The following is a 20196-nucleotide window of genomic DNA, read 5'->3' as shown; positions in this document are numbered from 1 at the left end:
CTGATTCCACCTCAGTTTGTGTGAGGGGATGTAATCAACGGTCTCCGTCCATTGAGAGAAGAGGCAATTAACAAATTACGCATCCAGTCGTCATGATATCGGAAGCCATTGAGTTTCTCAAAGGGACACAAACAGCCTCCATTTTGCTGCTGAGTTTTACGACAGAATGGATGAAAGTTCCACAGCATCGCCATGGAGCGAACGGATAACTCAGCAGCCTCCCAAGCCCCATGAAAATCTTGCATGGCATAGAGTGCCCGGTCGAGATAGTTCATGGGGCGATCCACCTGATTACTGGTGCGATAGGCATTAGGAAAGTCGAAGGCTCTCTGGAAAAATAGAGATTTTTCTCTGAGTCGTTGTAACCGGTCATGGATGGCGTCGGGAAGCTCCACCGATTGTGTCCATTCGAGAAAACGACGCAATCGCTGAGCAAATTGACGTTTGCTGGTGGCGTGATAGATATGCCAAAGCTTGTCGGTTAAGCAGGTGCGTAACTCAGGCTTAGAGCGACACCAATCACGCACTTTAATCACCTCATGTAGAAAGCATAGAATCCAGGTGATGCCAGGAAATAGGGTTTCCCAGGCTCGACGAGTCGCGTCCCATCCATCGGTGGTGACTGTCTCAGGTCGATAGTCAGGGGCATGCTCGCTCATCTCTTGCTCAAAGTCCCCATACGCCGCTTGCAAGTCCTCGTATCCAGCCGTTGGGCTCAGACCACTGCCCACAATACACCCCTTAGCCGCTGTCACCACCCAATAGATACGCTCTCCTTGATGGCTACCATGCTTTTCATCGGCCACTAGATGGGGGGGAGCGACTCTTCTGTTTTCAACGTTGTTCCGACAATGGATGCTCGGCCAAGAGATTGACACAACCGATACCAATGCATCTCCGAGCGGCCCAATACGTAAGCAATCCCATCATAAGAGAGGCCATGCTTTCTCAAATACATTGCTTTGCCTGCTAGCTCAGACGTTTCACTCATATAAGGCGTGACGAAATCGGGACGCAGTTGATAGGCTGTTTTTTGTTTGGGAAGATATATACGACGTGTTTTCAGGTGCTGACGAGCTGAGGTCACCCACCCATGAAACCGATATCCCTCCTCAATTCCCTTGGGGAACAGCTCCGGATAGCTGGCTATTTGCTCGTTCAGGTACTCTCGGTAGGCCTCACGGTCCTCAACCAACTGGTCATAATCAATGCTATCGGCGATGGGCAGGCAGATCGTTTTATCCCCTGCTGTCCCTCGTTGCTTGCGTTTGGCCATCATACTTGGCCTCCAAACTCGATGACCTTATGATATCCAAACAAACTTAGTTGGAACTAGAAGTAATCTTCACCATTAAACGCGACTAATTCGACCTCAACATGTTCTGATATTGTCTCTTTTAACATCTCTGATAGGGTAAGTAAGACAGCAACGCCTACGGCATTATCAAGTGCACCTGGTGTTCCTGCCTTAGTATCAAAATGGGCCGTGACAACAAATTTACTTTGACCAGCCTGACCTTTTCTAGCAATAACATTCGCACCGGTTGTCTTTTTTCGTTTACTGTTAACTCTCAAATGAATCGGTAAATTACTGTTTACAATTCTATCTCTATCATTTTTAGAAAATACAACCGATGGAATATCAAAATCACCATCTTCAAGGACAGGAAGCAGGTGTTTGTCATTTAAGCTGGTTGTCAGGATCGCTTCAGGCGCTTTCTCTTCCAGCAAGCTAATGATTCGTTGATGGTGCTCGGAATTATAAAATCTGAAATTCTTTGGCATCAATGGTTCTTGGGTCAGTTCGCCACATAAAACAGCGATTTTTCCTGACAAGTCAGCCTGCTCAAGCTGAAATATGCTGTTGACCACCTCAATACCAGCTTGAACGTTACAAGGTAACGAATAGGGTGAAGGCTCAACATCAGCTTTAGTATCTCCGATATTTAAGGTTGTTTCGTTTTTCTCCCAGTCGAGGCAGTCAAATTTCTGTAATGTGACCTTAAACTTGTTTCGAGTAAAGACCCGCTTAATGTAATCTTCTGCTCGGTGATTTGCAGCGGAGCCGGTGGGTCTTTCACCTATATTTACAGATAATTCGTCTATGTGGTGTTTAATTTGCTTGAGTAATACATTTTTGTTGTGCATAACATTCCCCTCCGTTGGTTAATGGTATGTTTGCAATGTATCTCAAGCTTGCCAAAAAGAATTGTAAAAACGCGACATCTATTGTGGTATTTGACAAGGGTGTCTAAAAAACGCTTTAGGAGATAACCCAGTAAATTCTCTAAAATCACGGATTAAATGGGATGGATCAAAATATCCGGCTTCATATGTAAGTGTCGTCAGGGATGTAGCTCTTTCGAAGTGCTTGATAGAGGTATTCAATCTGACAATACGACCAAATTTTTTGGGCGATATTCCGACATTTCTTAAAAATGTTCTTTCTAATTGTCGTTTACTAATATCTAGTTTGCTTGCTACTTCATTGACAGCAATTTGCCCATTTTCACCAGCAATGATGTTGACGGCTTCCTGAGCGAGAGAGAAATCATTGGGTATAGACAGTCTGCGAAGTAAAAAATTTTCAATTAGCAGAATACGTGCATAAACCCCATTGGCTTCAATAATACGTTCTTGCAATGCTTTTATTTCCACTGGGAGGATATTGTCTAAAGCAATACTTTGATTAGTAAATTCATTAACCGGATTTGGGAAAAAAGCTCTAAAGGCACAAGGATAAAACACAACAGCCAACATTCCCACAGAACCAGGTGCTGTCATGACATCCTTGTATTCTGTTTGTTGTCCACAAATCAAGCATTGTGGCTGGATGAGGCGTTGACTATGTTTGCTAATTTCTTTAAATGGGGTTCTGTAGTGAAATATGAGTTGCAATTCTCCAGAGGGGATGACTCTTTCCGTATAAACTGTTTGCAAGTCTGAATTTAATTCAAACTGCCAATAGAATTTAACAAGGCTCGACAAGTAGCTATTTGGTTTGTAAGTTTTATATATTAACAATACTGTCACCTGCTCTTGTTCTAACAGTGATATTGTAAGCCTTCACAAGGAGGGATAATGAAAACCTATAGCGTCACCAAAACGATCAATGCCAGTGCAGATACCATCTGGGCCATACTCACTGATAGCTCAAAATACCCTGACTGGAACGAGACCGTAGGCAAAATTGAAGGTAATATTGCCCTAGGAGAACAGCTCAAAGTCTACTCAAAAAATAATCCTGATCAGGTGTTTCCTGTTAAAGTTGTAGACTTTGAACCTGGGAAGAAAATGATTTGGCGCGGCGGCATGCCCCTAGGGCTGTTTGTCGGTGCTCGTACATTTCTCTTGTCGGGTGATAGTCATGGCCCTATGGAGTTTTATATGGAAGAAAAATTTAGCGGTTTGATGTCACCGTTAATAACTCGCTCAATTCCAGACCTGACGCCATATTTTGAGCAGTTTGCCTTAAATCTAAAAGATAAAGCAGAAAACTATAAATAATGCAGATTGCATCATCAAAGTCTTTTTGCAGGTATTAAATTTTGTGTTACGTGGGCTAACTCACGTCATAACGGTGCTTCTAACCCAGTTAGAAGCACCGCCTTTTGATCAACACTAGCTCAGCTAAACACCTATTTATTCGTGTCTACGGCTGATGGTAGTTTTTCATCAGCCCAACTCAAACCACGAACAACCCATTGCCCAACGGCAACAGTGGACAAAACCAGAGCAGTGATTTTAAGACCGAAAATAATCAATCCACTGAACGTAGTCGTCAACGTGACCAAAGCAATGGTGAGTACGGCTAAGGCTGCGGCTAGAAGCAATTGAATAGGCTGAGTATTGCGTAGCAGCTGCCAAACGGCCTGCGTTTTCTCAAGGACCAGCGGCTGATACTGAACCCATAGATTAAGAGTACTGTCCGTGGCTTGGGTAGCTAGATTACTCAGCTTGCTTTCGAGGGCAATACGAGGCTGCTCTGTGGCATCAGCGACAGAAATATCAAAACTAGCAGGGCTAGATGTAGGTTTTGCTAACGTCATAGCTCACTCCTTATGTGAGAAATGCAAATGGAAACCAGGGATGTCTAAGCGCTAATGACCGATCCCTTGGGAACTTAATGAGGCATAGGGACTAGAAAATGTAAGTACTAATGTATCACACTAGGGTACATATGAACTAATCAATTAATTACTTAATAAAGTGCCGACGCTATCTTTTATATCTGTAGTAAATTTATTGGTTGTTACATTCAGCATCCTCAAAGTCCCATAGTCATGGTGAGCAAAAAACATAATCCCAAAACATAGCTAGCCATAGGGTAGAAATGGCGACAATAAAGGACCTTTGTCCCAGGAATAAAAGATACCCAGGTTAGCTCAACCAACCATTCTTCGTAGCTTCAAACACAGCCTGAATGCGGGTGCGAACGCCTAGTTTTTCTAGCATGTTCTTGGCGTGGAACTTGACCGTTCTCTCACTGATGTAAAGCTGTTCTGCAATGTCGCGATCGCGATGACCCTGGGCTAGCAATCGCATCACCTCTTGTTCCCGCTCGGAGAGGGGCGAAGCGGCTGTAGTCACCTGGGATGAACTCAACTGTTGCGGTAACCGCAATCGCACCTGGGCCACATCAGTTCCTGTCTGGATTTGAGACTCACCGCCCAGGGTTTGTCCTGTGGCTAAAATATCCTGGAAAACCTCGATCAGAGTTGTCTCATTTAGGGGCTGCGCAGGGGTGGTCGCCACCATGGCCTCTAGGACAACAGTATCTGTATCGTAAACCAAACGACAATATTGACAAGACAACTTGACCAACCGATTTGCCATCTGGAGCAATAGCTGGGTGATCGGCAACGCCAACGGTTGTTCCGTACCCAACAGACTTAGCCGGTTGCCCCCAAGCAGAGCGGCTAACTGCTCCGATAGGTGAGCGGCATCCGGTGTTTTTAACAAGGCCTGATGGTTAACGGCACTGGCCAGGGCACCAGCCACAGACAAACTGAGGATCTGTAGGACCTCTAAAAACTCAGGTGCCATGGGACGATGACTGAAAACCGCGAGTACACCAATGGCCTGGTCACCTGCCATCAGGGGCAATCCGGCAAAGCCCTGAATATTATTAGCAATGGCCCATTCTCGGTCTTTAACCCAGTCTTCATCGGGCAGACAGTTGCTTAAAAAAGGAATGCAGTGCTGGGCAATTTTGCCAACCTTAAAGGCCCCCATGGGTACCCGAGCAAAGTCACCGTCTAAACGAGTGTAGAGACCAGATGAGGACACTAGTCGCAGAGTACGGCGATCGGGCTCCACCAGCCAAATGCGCGTAAATGCACAGCCAAATTGCTCAATCAGCCCATTGGTAACGCAGACGGCAATCTCATCGGGGGTCAACCAGCCGGTAAATTTGCCGACTAAATCTCCACACCGCTTTAGATCGAACAAAAGCCGTGAAACATCCAAGGTATGGGATGTAAGATTGGGCACTGTGGCAGATATCATACCGAATAGGGTTGAATATAGCTGAAATTGAGGGTGATGGCGGTAATATTAGCCACCGATCAAGCAAAATGTTTAAAGCAACTTCTTTTCAAGTGTAGGTGAAGCTAATGGAGGTTGGAGCCCATTATTGGCCAACTTATTAGGATGCGATCGCACCACCAGCTAAGCAAACAGCTGAGCAAAATCCCAGGCTATGACAGTTATCCAAAGTATCCTTTCACACCAGCCAAGATCGTTTCCATGGCCAAGGCGGCCAGTAATAGCCCTAAAATGCGAGTAACCACATTAACGCCCGTTCGTCCCAGACCTTTTTGAATCAAGTCTGCACATAGCAACGCGATAAAGGTAATGAACAGTACACTCAGCAATGCCAATGCTGTCACTGTCTGGTCTATAAAGCCAAATTTTGTATTGTCAGTCAACAACACCACTGACATAATGCCCCCTGGCCCTGCAATCAGAGGCGTTGCCAATGGAAATACAGCCAGGTCAATGGATGACGCAGGATCCGTGGAGGCTGAATGACCTCCCGAATCCTGTAGGACCATCTGGAGGCCAACAATTAATAACAGAATGCCCCCGGCTGTTCGGAAGGCTGGCAGGCTGATATCCAAAGCCGCTAACAGAGATTGGCCAACGACAAGGAACGCTAACAAAATTAACGTTGAAATGCCTACCCCAAGCAATGCAATACGTCTGCGGCTAACCTGGGGCTCCCTTTGCGTGATGGCAATAAAAATAGGTACTAGACCAATCGGGTCAATGACAACAAATAGTGTTACCGCATCCTGAAGAAAATGTTGAAGCATAGAAATCTATCGTTACTATAGACCTGTGAGATATCTACACTACTTCAGGGTTTATTAGCTGTTCGCTATGATGACTAATTGTAACCTCCAGCTATTGTGCCCCATATGTTGCTAGAGCAAAAACTACCAGGATGGCTCAAGTTTGGACTCATTTTACCCCTCATTTTTCTAGATGGTTGGCTGATAGTTCTGCTCTTTCAATATTTTCAGCCCATTACCAGCATCGTGATTCTGGCGAGCCTACTGGCCTTTTTGCTAGAGTTTCCCATCGTCTTTTTAGAAAAAAAGGGGCTGGGCAGGGGCTGGGCAATTACGTTGGTGCTGATATCGGCACTGGTTGCAGTCAGTGTCATTAGCTTGATTTTAGGTCCTCTGATTTTTCAACAGCTGGTTGAATTTGCCAATCGTCTGCCGGTTTGGCTCAACAAAATCGAAGAGCAGATTCAATTCCTTGATGATCAGAGCATCATGCAAAACTTGCCGGTGGATTTGAGCGATCTCTCGACTCAACTGATCCAACAAACATCAACGGCATTAAAGTCCTTAACCAGTCAGCTGATAAGTCTGACGGTTGAGACCATTAGCAGCACCGTCAATCTGCTGATTACGCTAATTTTGTGCATTTTGCTAGTGATTTTTGGCCCTGACCTATGGCGCGGTTTGATTAGCTGGTTGCCCATGGTGTGGCGCGATCGCATCCAGGCAGCCCTTCAACCTAGCCTCCAAAACTATTTTGCGGGTCAATCGATTATTGCGTTATTGCTAGGGGCAGTGTTATCGGTGGCATTCACACTATTACAGATTCCCTTCGGTTTGTTATTTGGCGTAGTTATCGGCCTTGCCAGTGTCATTCCCTTTGGTGGCACCATTACCATTTTATTGGTCAGTGGGCTACTTGCTTGTCAAAGCCTATGGCTAGGGCTCAAGGTGCTAGTAGCCGCTATTATTTTGGGCCAGATCAATGAGAATGTAGTGGCCCCTCGTTTAATTGGTGGGATGACGGGGGTGAATCCAGCTGTCGTGCTAATTACAGTACTAATAGGCGCAAAAGTGGCTGGATTCTTGGGATTGTTATTGGCCGTACCCACAGCTAGCTTTGTTAAGCGAATTGGGGATATGCTGCGCAGTACAGATAATCCTGACACTCAGCTGTTAAGCCACAGTGCAGTAACAAAAACTTGAGCTTGTTTTAACACCAATCAGAGTGTTGGCAAAGTCACGACTAGAAAAGCTTTTGAGGTGATATTCTCCTAGAGAGATCCCCCGGTAACATAGCCGCAGGAATTTTAATCGTTAATCAAAAAACCACTACGATAAATTCTCTAAATTAAGAGATGTTTATGGGACTGATCAAGTTAACAATTTGCATTATTCCCTGGCTCAGATGCTCGATAGTAAAGACCTGGGCCTAGTCATGAAACAGTTATTTACAGTGGGCCACAAAATACTAGACCTCTACTAAAAACACTATTTTGAGCCCGTGTATGCCTTTGTTTTCTGATTGTTTTCATCGGTTCTCAGATGAATTTATACAGTTTATTGTAATCTAGCTAAAATTAGATGGTACAGAAGCCTTATTGTCTGTAATCCGTTTCCTTTAAATAATAAAAACAAAGTGAACCCGTCACAAAGTGAGCCCGTCATAAAGCGATACTGTTTCCAGGCTAGTCATCCTCGCCAGGTGAATAATCATATCGCTAAGTATGTTCTGGGAGTAAAACACTGATGAAAGTTGAGAATCTTGCAGCTTGCCCTACTGTAGACGTAGAAGACGACCGCACCGGGCTGAGCATAGAAACGCTGCGGCGTGCCCTGGCCGATAACTTGTTTTACGTCCAGGGTAAGTATCCAGGGACCGCGACAAAAAATGATTACTACATGGCCCTGGCCTATACGGTGCGAGATCGGTTGCTACAGCGATGGCTGGCAACCCGCGAAGCCTACGACAAACAAGATGTCCGCATCGTTTGCTATCTTTCAGCAGAGTTTTTGCTTGGCCCTCACCTGGGTAACAATTTGGTCAATCTCGATATCTATGAGCCTATCCAAAGGGCGTTGACAGAGTCAGGTCTGGATCTAGATGAGTTAATTGCGCAGGAGGAAGAACCCGGTTTAGGTAACGGTGGTCTCGGACGGTTAGCCGCTTGTTATATGGAGTCCTTGGCCAGTTTGGAAATTCCTGCCATTGGCTATGGTATTCGCTATGAGTTTGGCATTTTTGACCAGGAGATCCGCGATGGCTGGCAGGTGGAAATTACCGATAAATGGCTACAGTACGGCAATCCATGGGAGATTTTACAGGCCGATATCGCTGTTGAGGTAAAATTTGGCGGACATACTGAGTTTTATGCCAACGACCAGGGGGAACAGTGCGTGCGCTGGTTGCCAAACTATACCCTCAAAGGCATTCCCTACGACACACCGATTTTGGGCTACCACGTCAACACAGCCAATACCCTGCGGTTATGGAAAGCAGAAGCCAGTGAATCGTTTGATTTTCAACGCTTCAACCAGGGGGATTACTATGGTGCGGTCGATGATAAGACGGCGGCGGAAAACCTGACCAAGGTACTTTACCCCAACGATGAACAGGTTCAGGGTAAGGAGCTGAGACTGCAGCAGCAGTATTTCTTTGTGTCCTGTTCACTGCAGGATATGATTCGTATCCACTTAGCAGAAGGCAATCGTTTAGAAACCTTCCATGAGAAGTTTGCAGCTCAGCTGAATGATACCCATCCGGCGGTGGGCGTTGCCGAACTGATGCGTTTACTGGTGGATGAACACGCCATGCCTTGGAATACCGCATGGTATGTGACCCAAAGGACCTTTGCCTATACCAACCATACGCTGTTGCCAGAAGCGTTGGAAAAATGGTCATTGTCATTGTTTGGTCGGTTGTTGCCCCGACATTTAGAAATTATCTATGAGATTAATCAACGGTTTTTAGAGCAGGTCCGACAACAATTTCCCAATGATGTAGGTAGAATAGCTGCTCTATCTTTAATTGATGAGTCGGGAGAACGCTACGTGCGGATGGCGAACCTGGCGTCAGTGGGTAGCTATGCCATTAACGGGGTGGCAGCACTGCACAGTGAGTTAGTGAAAAGCACCGTACTCAGAGAGTTTCATGAGCTATGGCCCACTAAAATCACCAACGTCACCAACGGGGTGACGCCGCGCCGTTGGATGGTGTTGAGTAATCCCCAGCTTGCTGACCTGATCACCAGCAAAATTGGCCATAGCTGGGTGCGACAGTTAGGTGAGCTGAGGCAGCTAGAAGCGTATGTCAACGATGCTGAGTTTTGTGCCGCCTGGCAACAGGTGAAGTTGGCCAATAAACAACAATTGGCCCAGCGCATTCTCAACTTGACCGGTATTGAGGTGGACCCTACGTCAATGTTTGACATTCAAGTCAAGCGCATCCACGAATATAAGCGACAACATTTGAATGTGCTACACATTATTACGCTCTACAACCGGATTAAGGAGAATCCGGCTCAAGAGATTGTTCCCCGCACCTTTATCTTTGGCGGCAAGGCGGCACCGGGCTACTTTTTGGCCAAGCTCATGATTAAGTTGATTACCTCTGTGGGCGAGGTGGTCAACAACGATGCTGATGTGGCGGGCCGTCTAAAGGTAGTGTTTTTACCTGACTACAATGTCACCAATAGTCAGCCTGTGTATCCTGCTGCCGATCTCTCAGAACAGATTTCTACGGCGGGCAAAGAGGCATCTGGAACGGGCAATATGAAGTTCTCGATGAATGGAGCTTTGACCATTGGTACGTTAGATGGGGCCAATGTGGAGATCCGTGAAGAGGTTGGCGAAGAGAATTTCTTTTTGTTTGGTCTGACGGTAGACGAGGTGATGGCGCTGAAGGCCCAAGGTTATAGACCGAATGAATATTGCGATCGCAACCCCAACCTTCAAAAAATCATTCACCAGCTTTCTTCTGGCGTATTTTCTAGAGGCGACCAAAACTTGTTTATGCCCCTAGTTGATAATCTACTGTATCAAGATCCTTATCTTCTATGTGCTGATTATCAAGCCTATGTTGATTGCCAGGACCAAGTCAGCCAGGCCTACGCTGAGACTGACCGCTGGACTCACATGTCTATCCTAAATACGGCCCGTATGGGTAAGTTCTCCTCAGATCGGTCCATTCGTGACTATGGGGAGACTATCTGGCAGGTGCAGCCGGTGCCGTTAACCCTCAAGGATTACGTGCAAGCGGATGCTGGGTTACGGGTAGACCAATCATGGGTTTAAGCATTTATTTGCTCCGCCATGGTGAAACAACCCACAGCCAGACTGGTGGCTATTGTGGTGCCCTTAACCCAGAGCTAACGCCAGCGGGGATGGAGATGGCCCAGGCATTTGCAGATGCCTATGGAGCCATGGACTGGACAGCAGTATTTACCAGTCCGATGAAGCGCACCATGGCGACGGCCAAACCGCTATGTGAGGCCCTGGGGATGACGCCGCAGCTGCGGGAGGGCCTTAAGGAGTTGCAGTATGGGGCTTGGGAAGATCGCAGCCAGGATGAGGTTAAGCAGCTATACGGCCCAGACTACAATCGCTGGATGACTGAACCGGCTTGGAATCCACCCACGGGGGGAGAGACATCTCTCCAGATTGCGAGCCGGGCGAATACTGTGATTGCGGAGATTAAGGAGACCTACGAAACGGGCAATGTACTAGTGGTGTCTCACAAGGCGACCATTCGGATTATTATTTGTAGTCTATTGGGGATTGATCTGGGGCGATATCGCGATCGCATCGAAATGCCCGTTGCCTCTATCAGCGTCATTACCTTTGGTCGCTATGGCCCCATGCTGACCCGTTTGGGCGATCGTCACCATTTGCCTGAAGCATTGCGTAATCGAGCGGGCACATGACTATTCTTGTTCATATCTGGAACACAAATAAGTGAGGTATTACTACTATGCCTGAACTCATTTTGACGCGCCACGGCCAAAGCCTTTGGAATGCAGAGAATCGATTTACAGGTTGGGTTGATGTCCCGCTAAGTGAACGGGGGCGGGCTGAAGCAACCATTGCGTCATGTAAGCTCCGTGAGCATCGCGTGGATGTCTGCTACACCAGCCTGCTGTTTCGAGCTATGGAAACAGCGGTTATTTGTTTAACCGAATGTGACGATATTTGTGGGGGTAAGACCCCCATTTTTAAGCACGATGCTAATGACCCTAATTGGCATGGTTGGGACCATTACAATGTTGATCTCAAAAAAGAGTTGCCCATCTTCCCCACCCCAGCCCTGGACGAGCGTTACTATGGGGACCTGCAAGGATTAAATAAGACGGAAACAGCAGAGAAGTTTGGCGTGGAGCAAGTCCAACGCTGGCGACGTTCTTTTGATGTACGTCCCCCTGGAGGTGAGAGTTTAGAAGATACCATGCGCCGGTCGGTCCCCTATTTTAAAACCCGTATTCTCACCCACATCAAACAAGGGGAAAACGTGCTGATTTCAGCCCATGGCAATTCATTAAGGGCTATCTTAATGTACTTAGACGATCTCTCATCAGAAGAGGTGGTCAAGTTAGAACTAGCCACAGGTGTACCGATTGTGTATGAACTGGACCGGACCGCTAAGGTCTTGGATAAAGAAATATTGGATAAATAAGGGGCCGATTATATTCTCAAATAAAGAACAAGGATAGCTAGTACCAGTGACTACAGCAATTGTCTAGGGTTCAATGCTGAATAATCTTGAATAATGTATTCAACCGTTGACTGACCAGTAAATGCAGATGCTGGCGCTGACGTTGTTAAGGCAACGGCTCTCATGCCTGCATTTTGAGCGGCTTCAATACCAATCACACTGTCTTCAAAAACAACACAATACCTTGGGGCAATATCGAGCTGTTGGGCAATGGTCAAAAAGGTTTCAGGGTGAGGTTTACCCAATGTGACATCGTCGCCACCAACACAGATAGTGAAATAGGCTGCAATATCTAAGCCATCGAGTACTAAATCGATATTGGGTTTCATTGCTGACGTTCCCAACGCCATCGTAATTTCAAGCGATTGAGCTATCTGTAAAAATTCTCTGAGTCCGGTGATAGGTTGAAGGTGGGGTTTATACAGCTCTCGATAAAGGGCTTCTTTCTGATGGGCCAGGGTCGTAACAGCAGCATCGGATAGTTCTTCACCACAAATGCGGCGAATGCATTGTTCAATGGTGCCGTGGGTTTGCTGCTGGACCTCAGCCTCCGTCATTTCCACACCCAGGCTTGACAGAAATTTTTGCCAAGCCTGCATATGAAACGCCATATTATCAACAAGGGTGCCATCCATATCAAAGATGAAGGCCATTTGTTGTCTAGGCATTAAACATTCACTCCAAGACGTTTGTTGATTTCCCCAGCATATTGCTCAGCGTTTAGCCCTACGATCAGATGCAAGACTTGGTCTTGAACTCGCATTATGGCTTCAACACCCGCTGCTTGCAGGGCTGCTTCGTTAACAGTATCAGGGGTCGTAATTTCCACACGCAATCGAGTCATGGCCACCGGATCTACTATACGAATGTTGTCTGCACCTCCCAGGGCGGCAACCATTGCTTGAGATTTTTCGGCAGCGGCGGGATCAGCTGTCACCTCAGCCATGGTAGTTGCGGCTGCCATCGACTCTTCTGGTATGGGGGCTCCTACATCATCTGCCTCAGGTCCAGCAGTTTTTAGGTATTCCACCATATCTGTTTTGAGATTTTCTGAACGGGGACCAAAAATTGCCTGGGCATTGTTGCCTATCTGTAGCACCCCCGATGCCCCCAAGGCTTTGAGGCGAGCAATATTGACTTTTCCCATGTCTTTAACACCAATACGCAGACGGGTAATACAGGCATCTAAATTCTCGATATTGCTCCGTCCACCAAACGCCAGGGTTAATTCTTTAGACATGGCGGCAGCATCCTGGGGTAGGTTGCTTGCCAGTTCTTCGTTTTCCTCTTCACGACCGGGGGTAATCAAGTTAAAACGCTTGATCACAAATCGGAAACTGAAATAATAAAGTGCAGCAAACAGGGGGCCAAAGGCGATAATTAGCCATACCTTGGTGCCTAAGGCATTAAAGAGAAAGAAGTCGATAAACCCATGGGAAAAGGTAAAGCCCATGCGTCCGCCCAGGATAACAAACAGTAAGTCAGCAAACCCCGCTAGAACAGCATGGAGCAAAAACAAAACCGGAGCGATAAAGACAAATGAAAATTCAATAGGTTCAGTAATGCCGGTGAGAAAAGAGGTCAAAGCTGCGGAAATCATGATGCCGCCAATTTCTTTGCGCCTTTTTGGCTTTGCACAGTGCCACATGGCAATGGCCGCTGCTGGGAGACCAAACATTTTGAACCAATAGGCTCCACCGAGAATACCGGCTGTGGGGTCCCCAGAGAAGAAGCGGTTGATATCGCCCGTAACGAGCTCATTGGTAATGGGATCGGTAAAGGAGCCAATCTGGAAGAAGAAGGGGACATTCCAAACGTGGTGCAGGCCAAAGGGAATTAGCAACCGCTCAATGAAGCCATAGATGGCGACGGTAATTGGAATGTTGTTCCCTTGCGCAGCGGCGTTGGCAAAACTGTTAATGGCACCACCAATCGGCGGCCAAACAAAACTCATGAGGATGCCGACGACAATGGCTGCGATCGCAGTAATAATCGGCACAAATCGTTTACCCGCAAAGAAGCCCAGGTATTGGGGCAGCTTAATCCGGAAAAATCGATTGAACATATAGGCCGCCACACAGCCCATAATCAAACCGCCAAACACCCCCGTATCTAAAGAGGGAATCCCCATAATGGGTTTGAGGACGCTGGGGTCAATGTTGGCAAACAGAATTGAGGAGACTCCCAAAGAGGCCAGGAACACCACAAAGCCGACAATGGCAGCCAGGGCAGAGACACCATCGTTGGCGGTGTAGCCAATGGCCACGGCCACGGCAAACAGGATGGGTAGATTGGCAAAAATGGCATCCCCTGAGGCTTTCATAATCTCCGCCAGGGGGGCAGGTAGCCAGCCAAATTTGGCACTTGTTAAAACACCCTCTTGAATTTTCTGAATCTCAATCAGGCGAGCGCTACCTAGACCTAGCAAAATACCGGCCACGGGTAGGACCGAAACGGGTAGCATGAGGGCCTTTCCCATTTTTTGCAGGAGGCCAAAGGCTTGGTCACGCCATTGTTGTCGTTTTGGTAGAGGGGAAGGAGCTGTTGTTGTTGTCATGGGGTTGGGAGTCTTGTTTTGGGCATCCACCAGGGAGTGCCCCTACGAATTGGTAATGGTCTTGTTTTGGGCATCCACCAGGGAGTGCCCCTATGAATTGGTAATGGTCTTGTTTTGGGCATCCACCAGGGAGTACCCCTATGAATTGGCTAATGGTCTTGTTTTGGGCATCCACCAGGGAGTGCCCCTACGAATTGGCTAATGGCACCAGACTACGTACTTCGGCGGCGGTTTCTAACCCCAATGTCCGATCTGCCAGTTTCTGACATTGGTCTAAGCTCAGAGAACGTACCAGGGCCTTAATAGTAGGAATCATCGAGACGCTGACGCTAAGTTCTTTGACGCCCAGACCAATGAGGAGAGGCACGGCTTGAGGATCGCTACCAATGCCACCACAAACGCCAACCCATTTGCCATAGCGGCCTGCACCTTTGACTGCGTGGTCGATTAGTCTCAACACCGCTGGATGTAGACCGTCTACCAAGGGAGCTAATTTTGGATGGCCTCGATCCATCGCCAGGGTGTACTGGGTGAGGTCGTTGGTACCCACGGAGAAGAAATCGACTTCCTTGGCAAACTGCTCGGCCATGACAGCGGCTGAGGGAACTTCAATCATAATGCCCACCTCAATGGGAGGCAAATTAAGGGCCTGGCGTTCTTCTTCTAACATGGCTTTGGCCATGCGTAGTTCTTCGATGCGGCCAATCATGGGAAACATCACCCGCAGTTTGCCCGCAGAAGCTGCCCTCAAAATTGCCCGCAGCTGAGTGCGCTGCAGTTCAGGTTGGTCAAACCCTAGACGAATGCCTCGTTCTCCTAGAAAGGGATTCTCTTCTGGGGCCATGGCCAGGTAGGGTAGAGGCTTGTCACCCCCAACATCAAGGGTGCGAATAATCATAGGTTTATCGGCTCCCAAGACTTCGGCAATACTGCGGTAAATGCCGGTTTGTTCATCTTCTGTTGGGGCTTGGGGTCGCCCCATAAAGATAAATTCGGTGCGCAGTAGACCTACACCTTCAGTCCCTAAAGAGACAGCTTCCTCGGCATCTTTGAGGCTACTGATGTTAGCAACAATCTCAACTTGATGCCCATCCTGGGTAATGGCCGGTGCAAACGCGTTCTCCAGATCAGCGGCCTGTTTGGCCTTGCGGTTAGCAATGCGGGTTTGGGTGTACTCAATGTCTGCAGCTGGGGCGTTTAACCGCAGGATGCCGCTTGTGCCATCTAAAATCACTGGGGTCCCATCGGCCAAGTCCAAAACCTGGGGTTCCACACCGGCAATGGCTGGAATACCCATGGATCGTGCCAAAATAGCCACATGGGAAGTGGCTCCACCCGCCAGGGTACAAAATCCGACCACACGCTCTCGATCTAGGGTAGCCATGTCAGACGGGGTGAGATCCTCAGCCAACAGAATTGTATTGTGGGGATACTTGATCTCTGTGGCCTCGATGCCTGTGAGAATCCGTAACACTCGCATCCCCACATCACGAATGTCATTGGCGCGCTCCGCCAATAACTCGTTTTTTAGCTGGGCTAGCTTATTTGCCTGGTTTGTGTAGGTTTGTTGCCAGGCAAAACTTGCACTTTTACCCTTATTGATGGCACTGGTGGCAATGTCCATTAACTCAGGATCATCCAAAATCTCTTGGTGGGCGGCAAAGATAGCCGCTTTACCCGGATTGCCCTGACCGTGGACCTTGGCGCGGATGGATTCAACTTCTAAGGCTGCTTTTGCGATCGCATCCTCCAACTTTCGTCGTTCTTTACTGGGGGATTCTCCCACCTCTTCAATCGCCAGGGTTTGTTCACGCACCCGATAGGTATTGCCTACCGCTAGCCCTGAGGAAGCCGCCACTGCCAAAATAATATTGGGGTCATCAGACTTGGGCTGGGGCGGCGGCGCTTTGAGGGCAGACTGATCGATACTAGCGGGTGCCGGGGCGGCTCCAGCTTCCCCCAGTCCGGCTTTTATTGCCTCAGTGAGTTCCGTAATTGCGGTCTTCGCATCCGCACCCCTGGCCTCCAGGGTAACCCGGTCTCCATAGGCCACCTGCATTGCCATAATTGCTACGACACTTTTTGCATTGGCGCGTTCACGACTTCGCAGCAGAGACACCTGGGACTGATATTTTTTAGTCAGGTTCACCAAAACTGCCGCCGGGCGGGCGTGCAGCCCTTGGGGATTGCTGATAACAATGGGCTCTGACGTGACGATATCTCCAGTGATTACGGCCTGCTCTTGACTGTCCTCATCCAGCACCAACTCCAGGAAAATATCTTGCCCTGCCGTTACCCGTCCTTGCTGGAAAACAAATTCTGCAATGCGCTCAGGATTGGTAACAACGATTTGAGTCAACAAACTTTTAGCATGGAGAGCGACATAATCAATATCAAACTCCAACAGAGGATACCCTGCTGTGACCCGATCACCCAGTTTTACCTGGGGAGAAAATCCTTCTCCCCGTAGTTCTACCGTATCCAATCCCACATGCATTAAAATCTCGACACCAGCCGCCGTTTTTAGGGTAACCGCATGGTTAGACGGATGAATCTGAATGATCTCACCGTCACAAGGCGCTCTGAGAATGTTAGAGATAGGGTCAATCGAGATACCATCGCCTACCATCTTTTGGGCAAAGACTGGATCAGGTACTGACTCAATGGGTCTTAAATAACCGGACAGGGGGGCGTTTAAGCGCAGAATGGTTTGAACTGGAGTGCGTGTGTCTAGGGGCATGGTATGGCTAATACTCTTTAGCATTAAAAACTGGATAGTGACCTGTTGGACGTGTTTGTTAGACGTATTTGTTGGGCGTGTTTATTGGACATACCTATTGGGTGTACCTATGGATTAATAAGCAAGCAAGATGGTCAAAAAAGCGGTGTTATTAACTATTTTTTAGTATTTGCCAATACATTCTTCAGTAGCGTTGCCCTATGGTGAAACCTGTTTTTTCCGTTATGACAGGGGTTTCAAAGAACATTTGCAGCAAACATGTCGTGTTTTAGAAGTCCCTATAAAAACCTTAAAACCATTGCTATAAAAGCCCTTAATCATACATAGACTTCTATTTATTGAAACGATAGACAAGCAAAACTATTGCACGCTACACCCTATAAGACTAGAGAAAAACATGCTTTTTCCAAAGCAAGAATCGATCTCAGTCAACAGACTGCAAGCAACTTATCCTATTTTTATACAACTCACATTCTGGCCATGGCCAGGTGTATAAAAAGTATAAATAAGTTGATGTTTTGATGTCAGAAATGACCGTTATTGCAATTAATAACGGCTTCAATTCATAACATGAGAAAACTCATATTTTTAGCATGTAATATGAGAGGATTCACAAGATTACCCTTCATTTCAATAACAAATAGTCAAATCGTAAATTCACTAGTATAGCTGTTGTTTTCTGTGGCTATATAGGGGGACAGTTAACGATTTAGCCTATGGTATAAACTTACAGATTCAGTGAGATAGATAATTAAGTCTGGCCCCACGATCGTCCTAAAAACTGAACAATTTATTGGTGAGTATCTATATGGGAGAAACAATGACAGTCGTAAGAAAATTTGGCTATGGGATAATTGTTGCAGCTACTGCCGCCGTTGCCCTCACCGATAAACCAGCGGTTGCGAAAGAGATGACAATGATTCTGTGCGAAACCAGCGGTACGGCAGTGAGGGTTTATGAGAACAATGACCAGGTGCTGATGCGCGCCTATAACCGTGAGCTCAATCAGGTTTGGCTTAATGACGCGCTAACAGATATTAATGTGGTACCCAACGGCATTGAATATGCTAATCAGCAAGGGCGATCAACCCTACGCCTGACCGTTGATACGGGTGCAGGAGACTGTGCGGTGCAAACTGAAGATCAGTCTGAAGGAGGTACTATTCATGCTGGTTCCATCATCGGTACGGTGAACTACCTGGCACGCATCGGGTTGGAACCTGGTTCTGTTGTTAAAACAATGCTAGTGGATCTCGACAGTGACGCCATTGTTGCCGAGAACATCGTTGTGACGACTGGTCAACAGGTGCCAATTCCATTTCACCTATCCTATGATCCAAACAATCTTACAGCCAGCCACCAATATGGCCTTACGGCCCAAATTCTAGTTCAAGATGAGGTGCGTTGGCAAACGGTCGGTGATGGTCTGTTAATGACCCAGGGGGTTCCCTCAGCTGTTGCCCTGACGGTTGAACCGGTTGAAGAGACTGCTTTAGATGGAGCTACGGATAAACCCGTTGAACCCGCAGAGGCCGATGGACAGTTGCCTGATGCGATCGCAACTGCCGTGACAACAGCCCTCAGCCAGGAGTTCGGAACTGCTTCACCCCAAGTCAGCCGTTACAGCCGTGAAACCTGGTCCGACGGCTGTCTAGGCCTGGGCGGTCCCGCTGAAAGCTGTCTGGCTGCATTAACTGAAGGTTGGGAAGTAGAAGTGCTTGATACGGCCACAGGCCAAAGTTATATCTACCGCACCAACAGTGATGGCACACAAGTGCGTCGAGACGATGGACGATAGTCACCCGTTGAGCGTAGTCACCCCATTGGGTGATAGTCCCCAAAAAGCGCCAGGGCACCTGTAACAGATGCCCTGGCCATGAAACTATTCCAATGTCTCAGCCTGATGGTTCTCTAGAACCGATCGCCAATATTAAAAATCACCTCGGAATCGCCTTCATCATTGATGCCAAACTCCAGACGCACTGCGCCAATGGATGTCAAAGCCCTGATACCAAGACCATAGCCAAAGCCATCACCGGGTTTGTCCCGTGCCTCTGCGGGTTCACCAATAACATCATCACCACTGCCTAAATCACTGGCATAGTCAAAAAAGAAGGTTCCTCCAACATCGACATCATCGTCGAATGCATTAAAGGAAAACATGGGAAAACGATATTCGGCGGTGGCTTGAACAAAACTCTCCCCTGTGCCAATCTCACCGGAGCTATAGCCTCGTACAGAGCTAGACCCACCCAGGCTAAATGCATCATAGGGAGGCGTATCCCCAAGGATAGTACCCCCTTGAACATTAAGCACTAACGTGCGGGGACCCTCTGTAAAACCAAAAAGATTTAAAGGCAAAAACTGAGTATAGTTTGCACTGAGGCGGGTAAATAGGATATCCGCGTCCCCGATGGGAATGGATTGGTCTGCCCCAACCAAGAGTCTAGAACCCTTGGTTGGATTTTTGGAACTATTGCGACGGTCAATTACACCCGAAAAATTGACTGTTAACAGATCATCTTGACCATCATCGCTGACGGTGAGATCGTTACCCAACTCATCTTCGGAGGCGATATCATCCGAAAACGCATCCTCTCGCACAGAAATGCGCTGATAAGAAATACCTAAAGCCGCATCAAAATCAGACGCTAGAGGACGAAAATACTCAACGCCACCACCCAAGCGATGCACCCAAGGTTCATCACCGCTGGGGGTTTCCACTTCTCTGTCGCCTCCCGTAAATTCAGGCTCCACACCCCGCTGGTTGGCGAAGTTGATGCCGTAACCTGAACCATTTTTGAGAAATTGCCTAAAATCGACATCCACACCCAAGGTGTTTTCACCACCTTCCACACCTAAAGTCAGGGCTTGATTATTGCCACCTATGTTTGTAAAC

The 20196-nt window shown here is 47.5% G+C and carries 17 protein-coding genes; 6 read left to right on the top strand and 11 right to left on the bottom strand.

Going from position 1 to position 20196, the window contains the following annotated elements:
* Positions 1-11: 11 nt before the first annotated feature.
* The 4 genes from DXZ20_RS33270 to DXZ20_RS33255 form a co-directional block, all read right to left on the bottom strand.
* Positions 12-806, bottom strand: coding sequence for a hypothetical protein (locus DXZ20_RS33270; RefSeq protein WP_163695747.1), 795 nt, complete (start codon positions 804-806; stop codon positions 12-14).
* The gene (locus DXZ20_RS33265) at positions 806-1279 is read right to left on the bottom strand and encodes a hypothetical protein (RefSeq protein ID WP_163695745.1); all 474 of its coding nucleotides are present in this window, start codon (positions 1277-1279) and stop codon (positions 806-808) included. The genes DXZ20_RS33270 and DXZ20_RS33265 overlap by 1 nt, the downstream gene beginning before the upstream one ends.
* Positions 1280-1332: 53 nt before the next feature.
* Positions 1333-2148: a M28 family peptidase gene (locus tag DXZ20_RS33260; RefSeq protein WP_163702968.1), complete on the bottom strand. Its 816-nt coding sequence runs from the start codon at positions 2146-2148 to the stop codon at positions 1333-1335.
* A gap of 78 nt (positions 2149-2226) precedes the next feature.
* Positions 2227-3033 (bottom strand): DUF6597 domain-containing transcriptional factor, encoded by an 807-nt coding sequence (locus tag DXZ20_RS33255; protein ID WP_163702967.1) that lies wholly within the window; start codon positions 3031-3033, stop codon positions 2227-2229.
* Positions 3034-3081: 48 nt separating this feature from the next.
* On the opposite strand from DXZ20_RS33255, the gene DXZ20_RS33250 reads away from it, so the two are divergent.
* Positions 3082-3507 (top strand): SRPBCC family protein, encoded by a 426-nt coding sequence (locus tag DXZ20_RS33250; RefSeq protein ID WP_163660405.1) that lies wholly within the window; start codon positions 3082-3084, stop codon positions 3505-3507.
* Positions 3508-3638: 131 nt separating this feature from the next.
* On the opposite strand, the gene DXZ20_RS33245 is transcribed toward DXZ20_RS33250, so the two are convergent.
* The 3 genes from DXZ20_RS33245 to DXZ20_RS33235 all read right to left on the bottom strand — a co-directional run bounded on the left by DXZ20_RS33245 (position 3639) and on the right by DXZ20_RS33235 (position 6317).
* A complete protein-coding gene (locus DXZ20_RS33245; protein WP_163660407.1) occupies positions 3639-4049 on the bottom strand; it encodes a hypothetical protein in 411 nt (136 codons plus the stop codon).
* A gap of 331 nt (positions 4050-4380) precedes the next feature.
* Positions 4381-5508: a LuxR C-terminal-related transcriptional regulator gene (locus tag DXZ20_RS33240; protein ID WP_163702966.1), complete on the bottom strand. Its 1128-nt coding sequence runs from the start codon at positions 5506-5508 to the stop codon at positions 4381-4383.
* A gap of 200 nt (positions 5509-5708) precedes the next feature.
* The gene (locus DXZ20_RS33235) at positions 5709-6317 is read right to left on the bottom strand and encodes a MarC family protein (protein WP_163660411.1); all 609 of its coding nucleotides are present in this window, start codon (positions 6315-6317) and stop codon (positions 5709-5711) included.
* A 105-nt stretch (positions 6318-6422) separates the two neighbouring features.
* Here DXZ20_RS33235 and DXZ20_RS33230 point away from each other — a divergent pair, with 105 nt between their 5' ends.
* The 4 genes from DXZ20_RS33230 to DXZ20_RS33215 all read left to right on the top strand — a co-directional run bounded on the left by DXZ20_RS33230 (position 6423) and on the right by DXZ20_RS33215 (position 11961).
* Complete coding sequence (locus DXZ20_RS33230) at positions 6423-7499, top strand: AI-2E family transporter (RefSeq protein ID WP_163661696.1); 1077 nt, start codon at positions 6423-6425, stop codon at positions 7497-7499.
* 543 nt (positions 7500-8042) lie between these two features.
* Positions 8043-10586, top strand: a complete 2544-nt coding sequence (locus DXZ20_RS33225) for a glycogen/starch/alpha-glucan phosphorylase (protein WP_163702965.1) — start codon at positions 8043-8045, stop codon at positions 10584-10586.
* Positions 10577-11215 carry a histidine phosphatase family protein gene (locus tag DXZ20_RS33220; RefSeq protein ID WP_163702964.1) on the top strand — a complete coding sequence of 213 codons (639 nt, stop codon included), beginning with the start codon at positions 10577-10579 and terminating at the stop codon, positions 11213-11215. The genes DXZ20_RS33225 and DXZ20_RS33220 overlap by 10 nt, the downstream gene beginning before the upstream one ends.
* 47 nt (positions 11216-11262) lie before the next feature.
* On the top strand, positions 11263-11961 hold the full coding sequence (locus tag DXZ20_RS33215; RefSeq protein ID WP_163702963.1) for a 2,3-bisphosphoglycerate-dependent phosphoglycerate mutase: 699 nt from the start codon (positions 11263-11265) through the stop codon (positions 11959-11961).
* Between the two features lie 50 nt (positions 11962-12011).
* Here the strand turns inward: DXZ20_RS33215 and DXZ20_RS33210 are convergent, their stop codons facing one another.
* The 3 genes from DXZ20_RS33210 to ptsP form a co-directional block, all read right to left on the bottom strand.
* Positions 12012-12668, bottom strand: coding sequence for an HAD family hydrolase (locus DXZ20_RS33210; RefSeq protein WP_163702962.1), 657 nt, complete (start codon positions 12666-12668; stop codon positions 12012-12014).
* On the bottom strand, positions 12668-14557 hold the full coding sequence (gene ptsG / locus DXZ20_RS33205; RefSeq protein ID WP_163702961.1) for a glucose-specific PTS transporter subunit IIBC: 1890 nt from the start codon (positions 14555-14557) through the stop codon (positions 12668-12670). Before ptsG ends, DXZ20_RS33210 begins: the two co-directional genes overlap by 1 nt.
* A gap of 187 nt (positions 14558-14744) precedes the next feature.
* The gene (gene ptsP, locus DXZ20_RS33200; RefSeq protein WP_163702960.1) at positions 14745-17297 is read right to left on the bottom strand and encodes a phosphoenolpyruvate--protein phosphotransferase; all 2553 of its coding nucleotides are present in this window, start codon (positions 17295-17297) and stop codon (positions 14745-14747) included.
* A gap of 820 nt (positions 17298-18117) precedes the next feature.
* On the opposite strand from ptsP, the gene DXZ20_RS33195 reads away from it, so the two are divergent.
* The gene (locus DXZ20_RS33195; protein WP_163702959.1) at positions 18118-19095 is read left to right on the top strand and encodes a YbaY family lipoprotein; all 978 of its coding nucleotides are present in this window, start codon (positions 18118-18120) and stop codon (positions 19093-19095) included.
* Positions 19096-19208: 113 nt separating this feature from the next.
* Here the strand turns inward: DXZ20_RS33195 and DXZ20_RS33190 are convergent.
* A partial coding sequence (locus tag DXZ20_RS33190) for a BamA/TamA family outer membrane protein (protein ID WP_163703702.1) occupies positions 19209-20196 on the bottom strand: 988 nt, incomplete at its 5' end.

The organism is Adonisia turfae CCMR0081, assembly GCF_011009555.1.
Classification (GTDB): Bacteria; Cyanobacteriota; Cyanobacteriia; order Phormidesmidales; family Phormidesmidaceae; genus Leptothoe; species Leptothoe turfae.
Note: the sequence above shows the minus strand (reverse complement) of the source record. Positions and strands in the feature narration are given on the sequence as shown.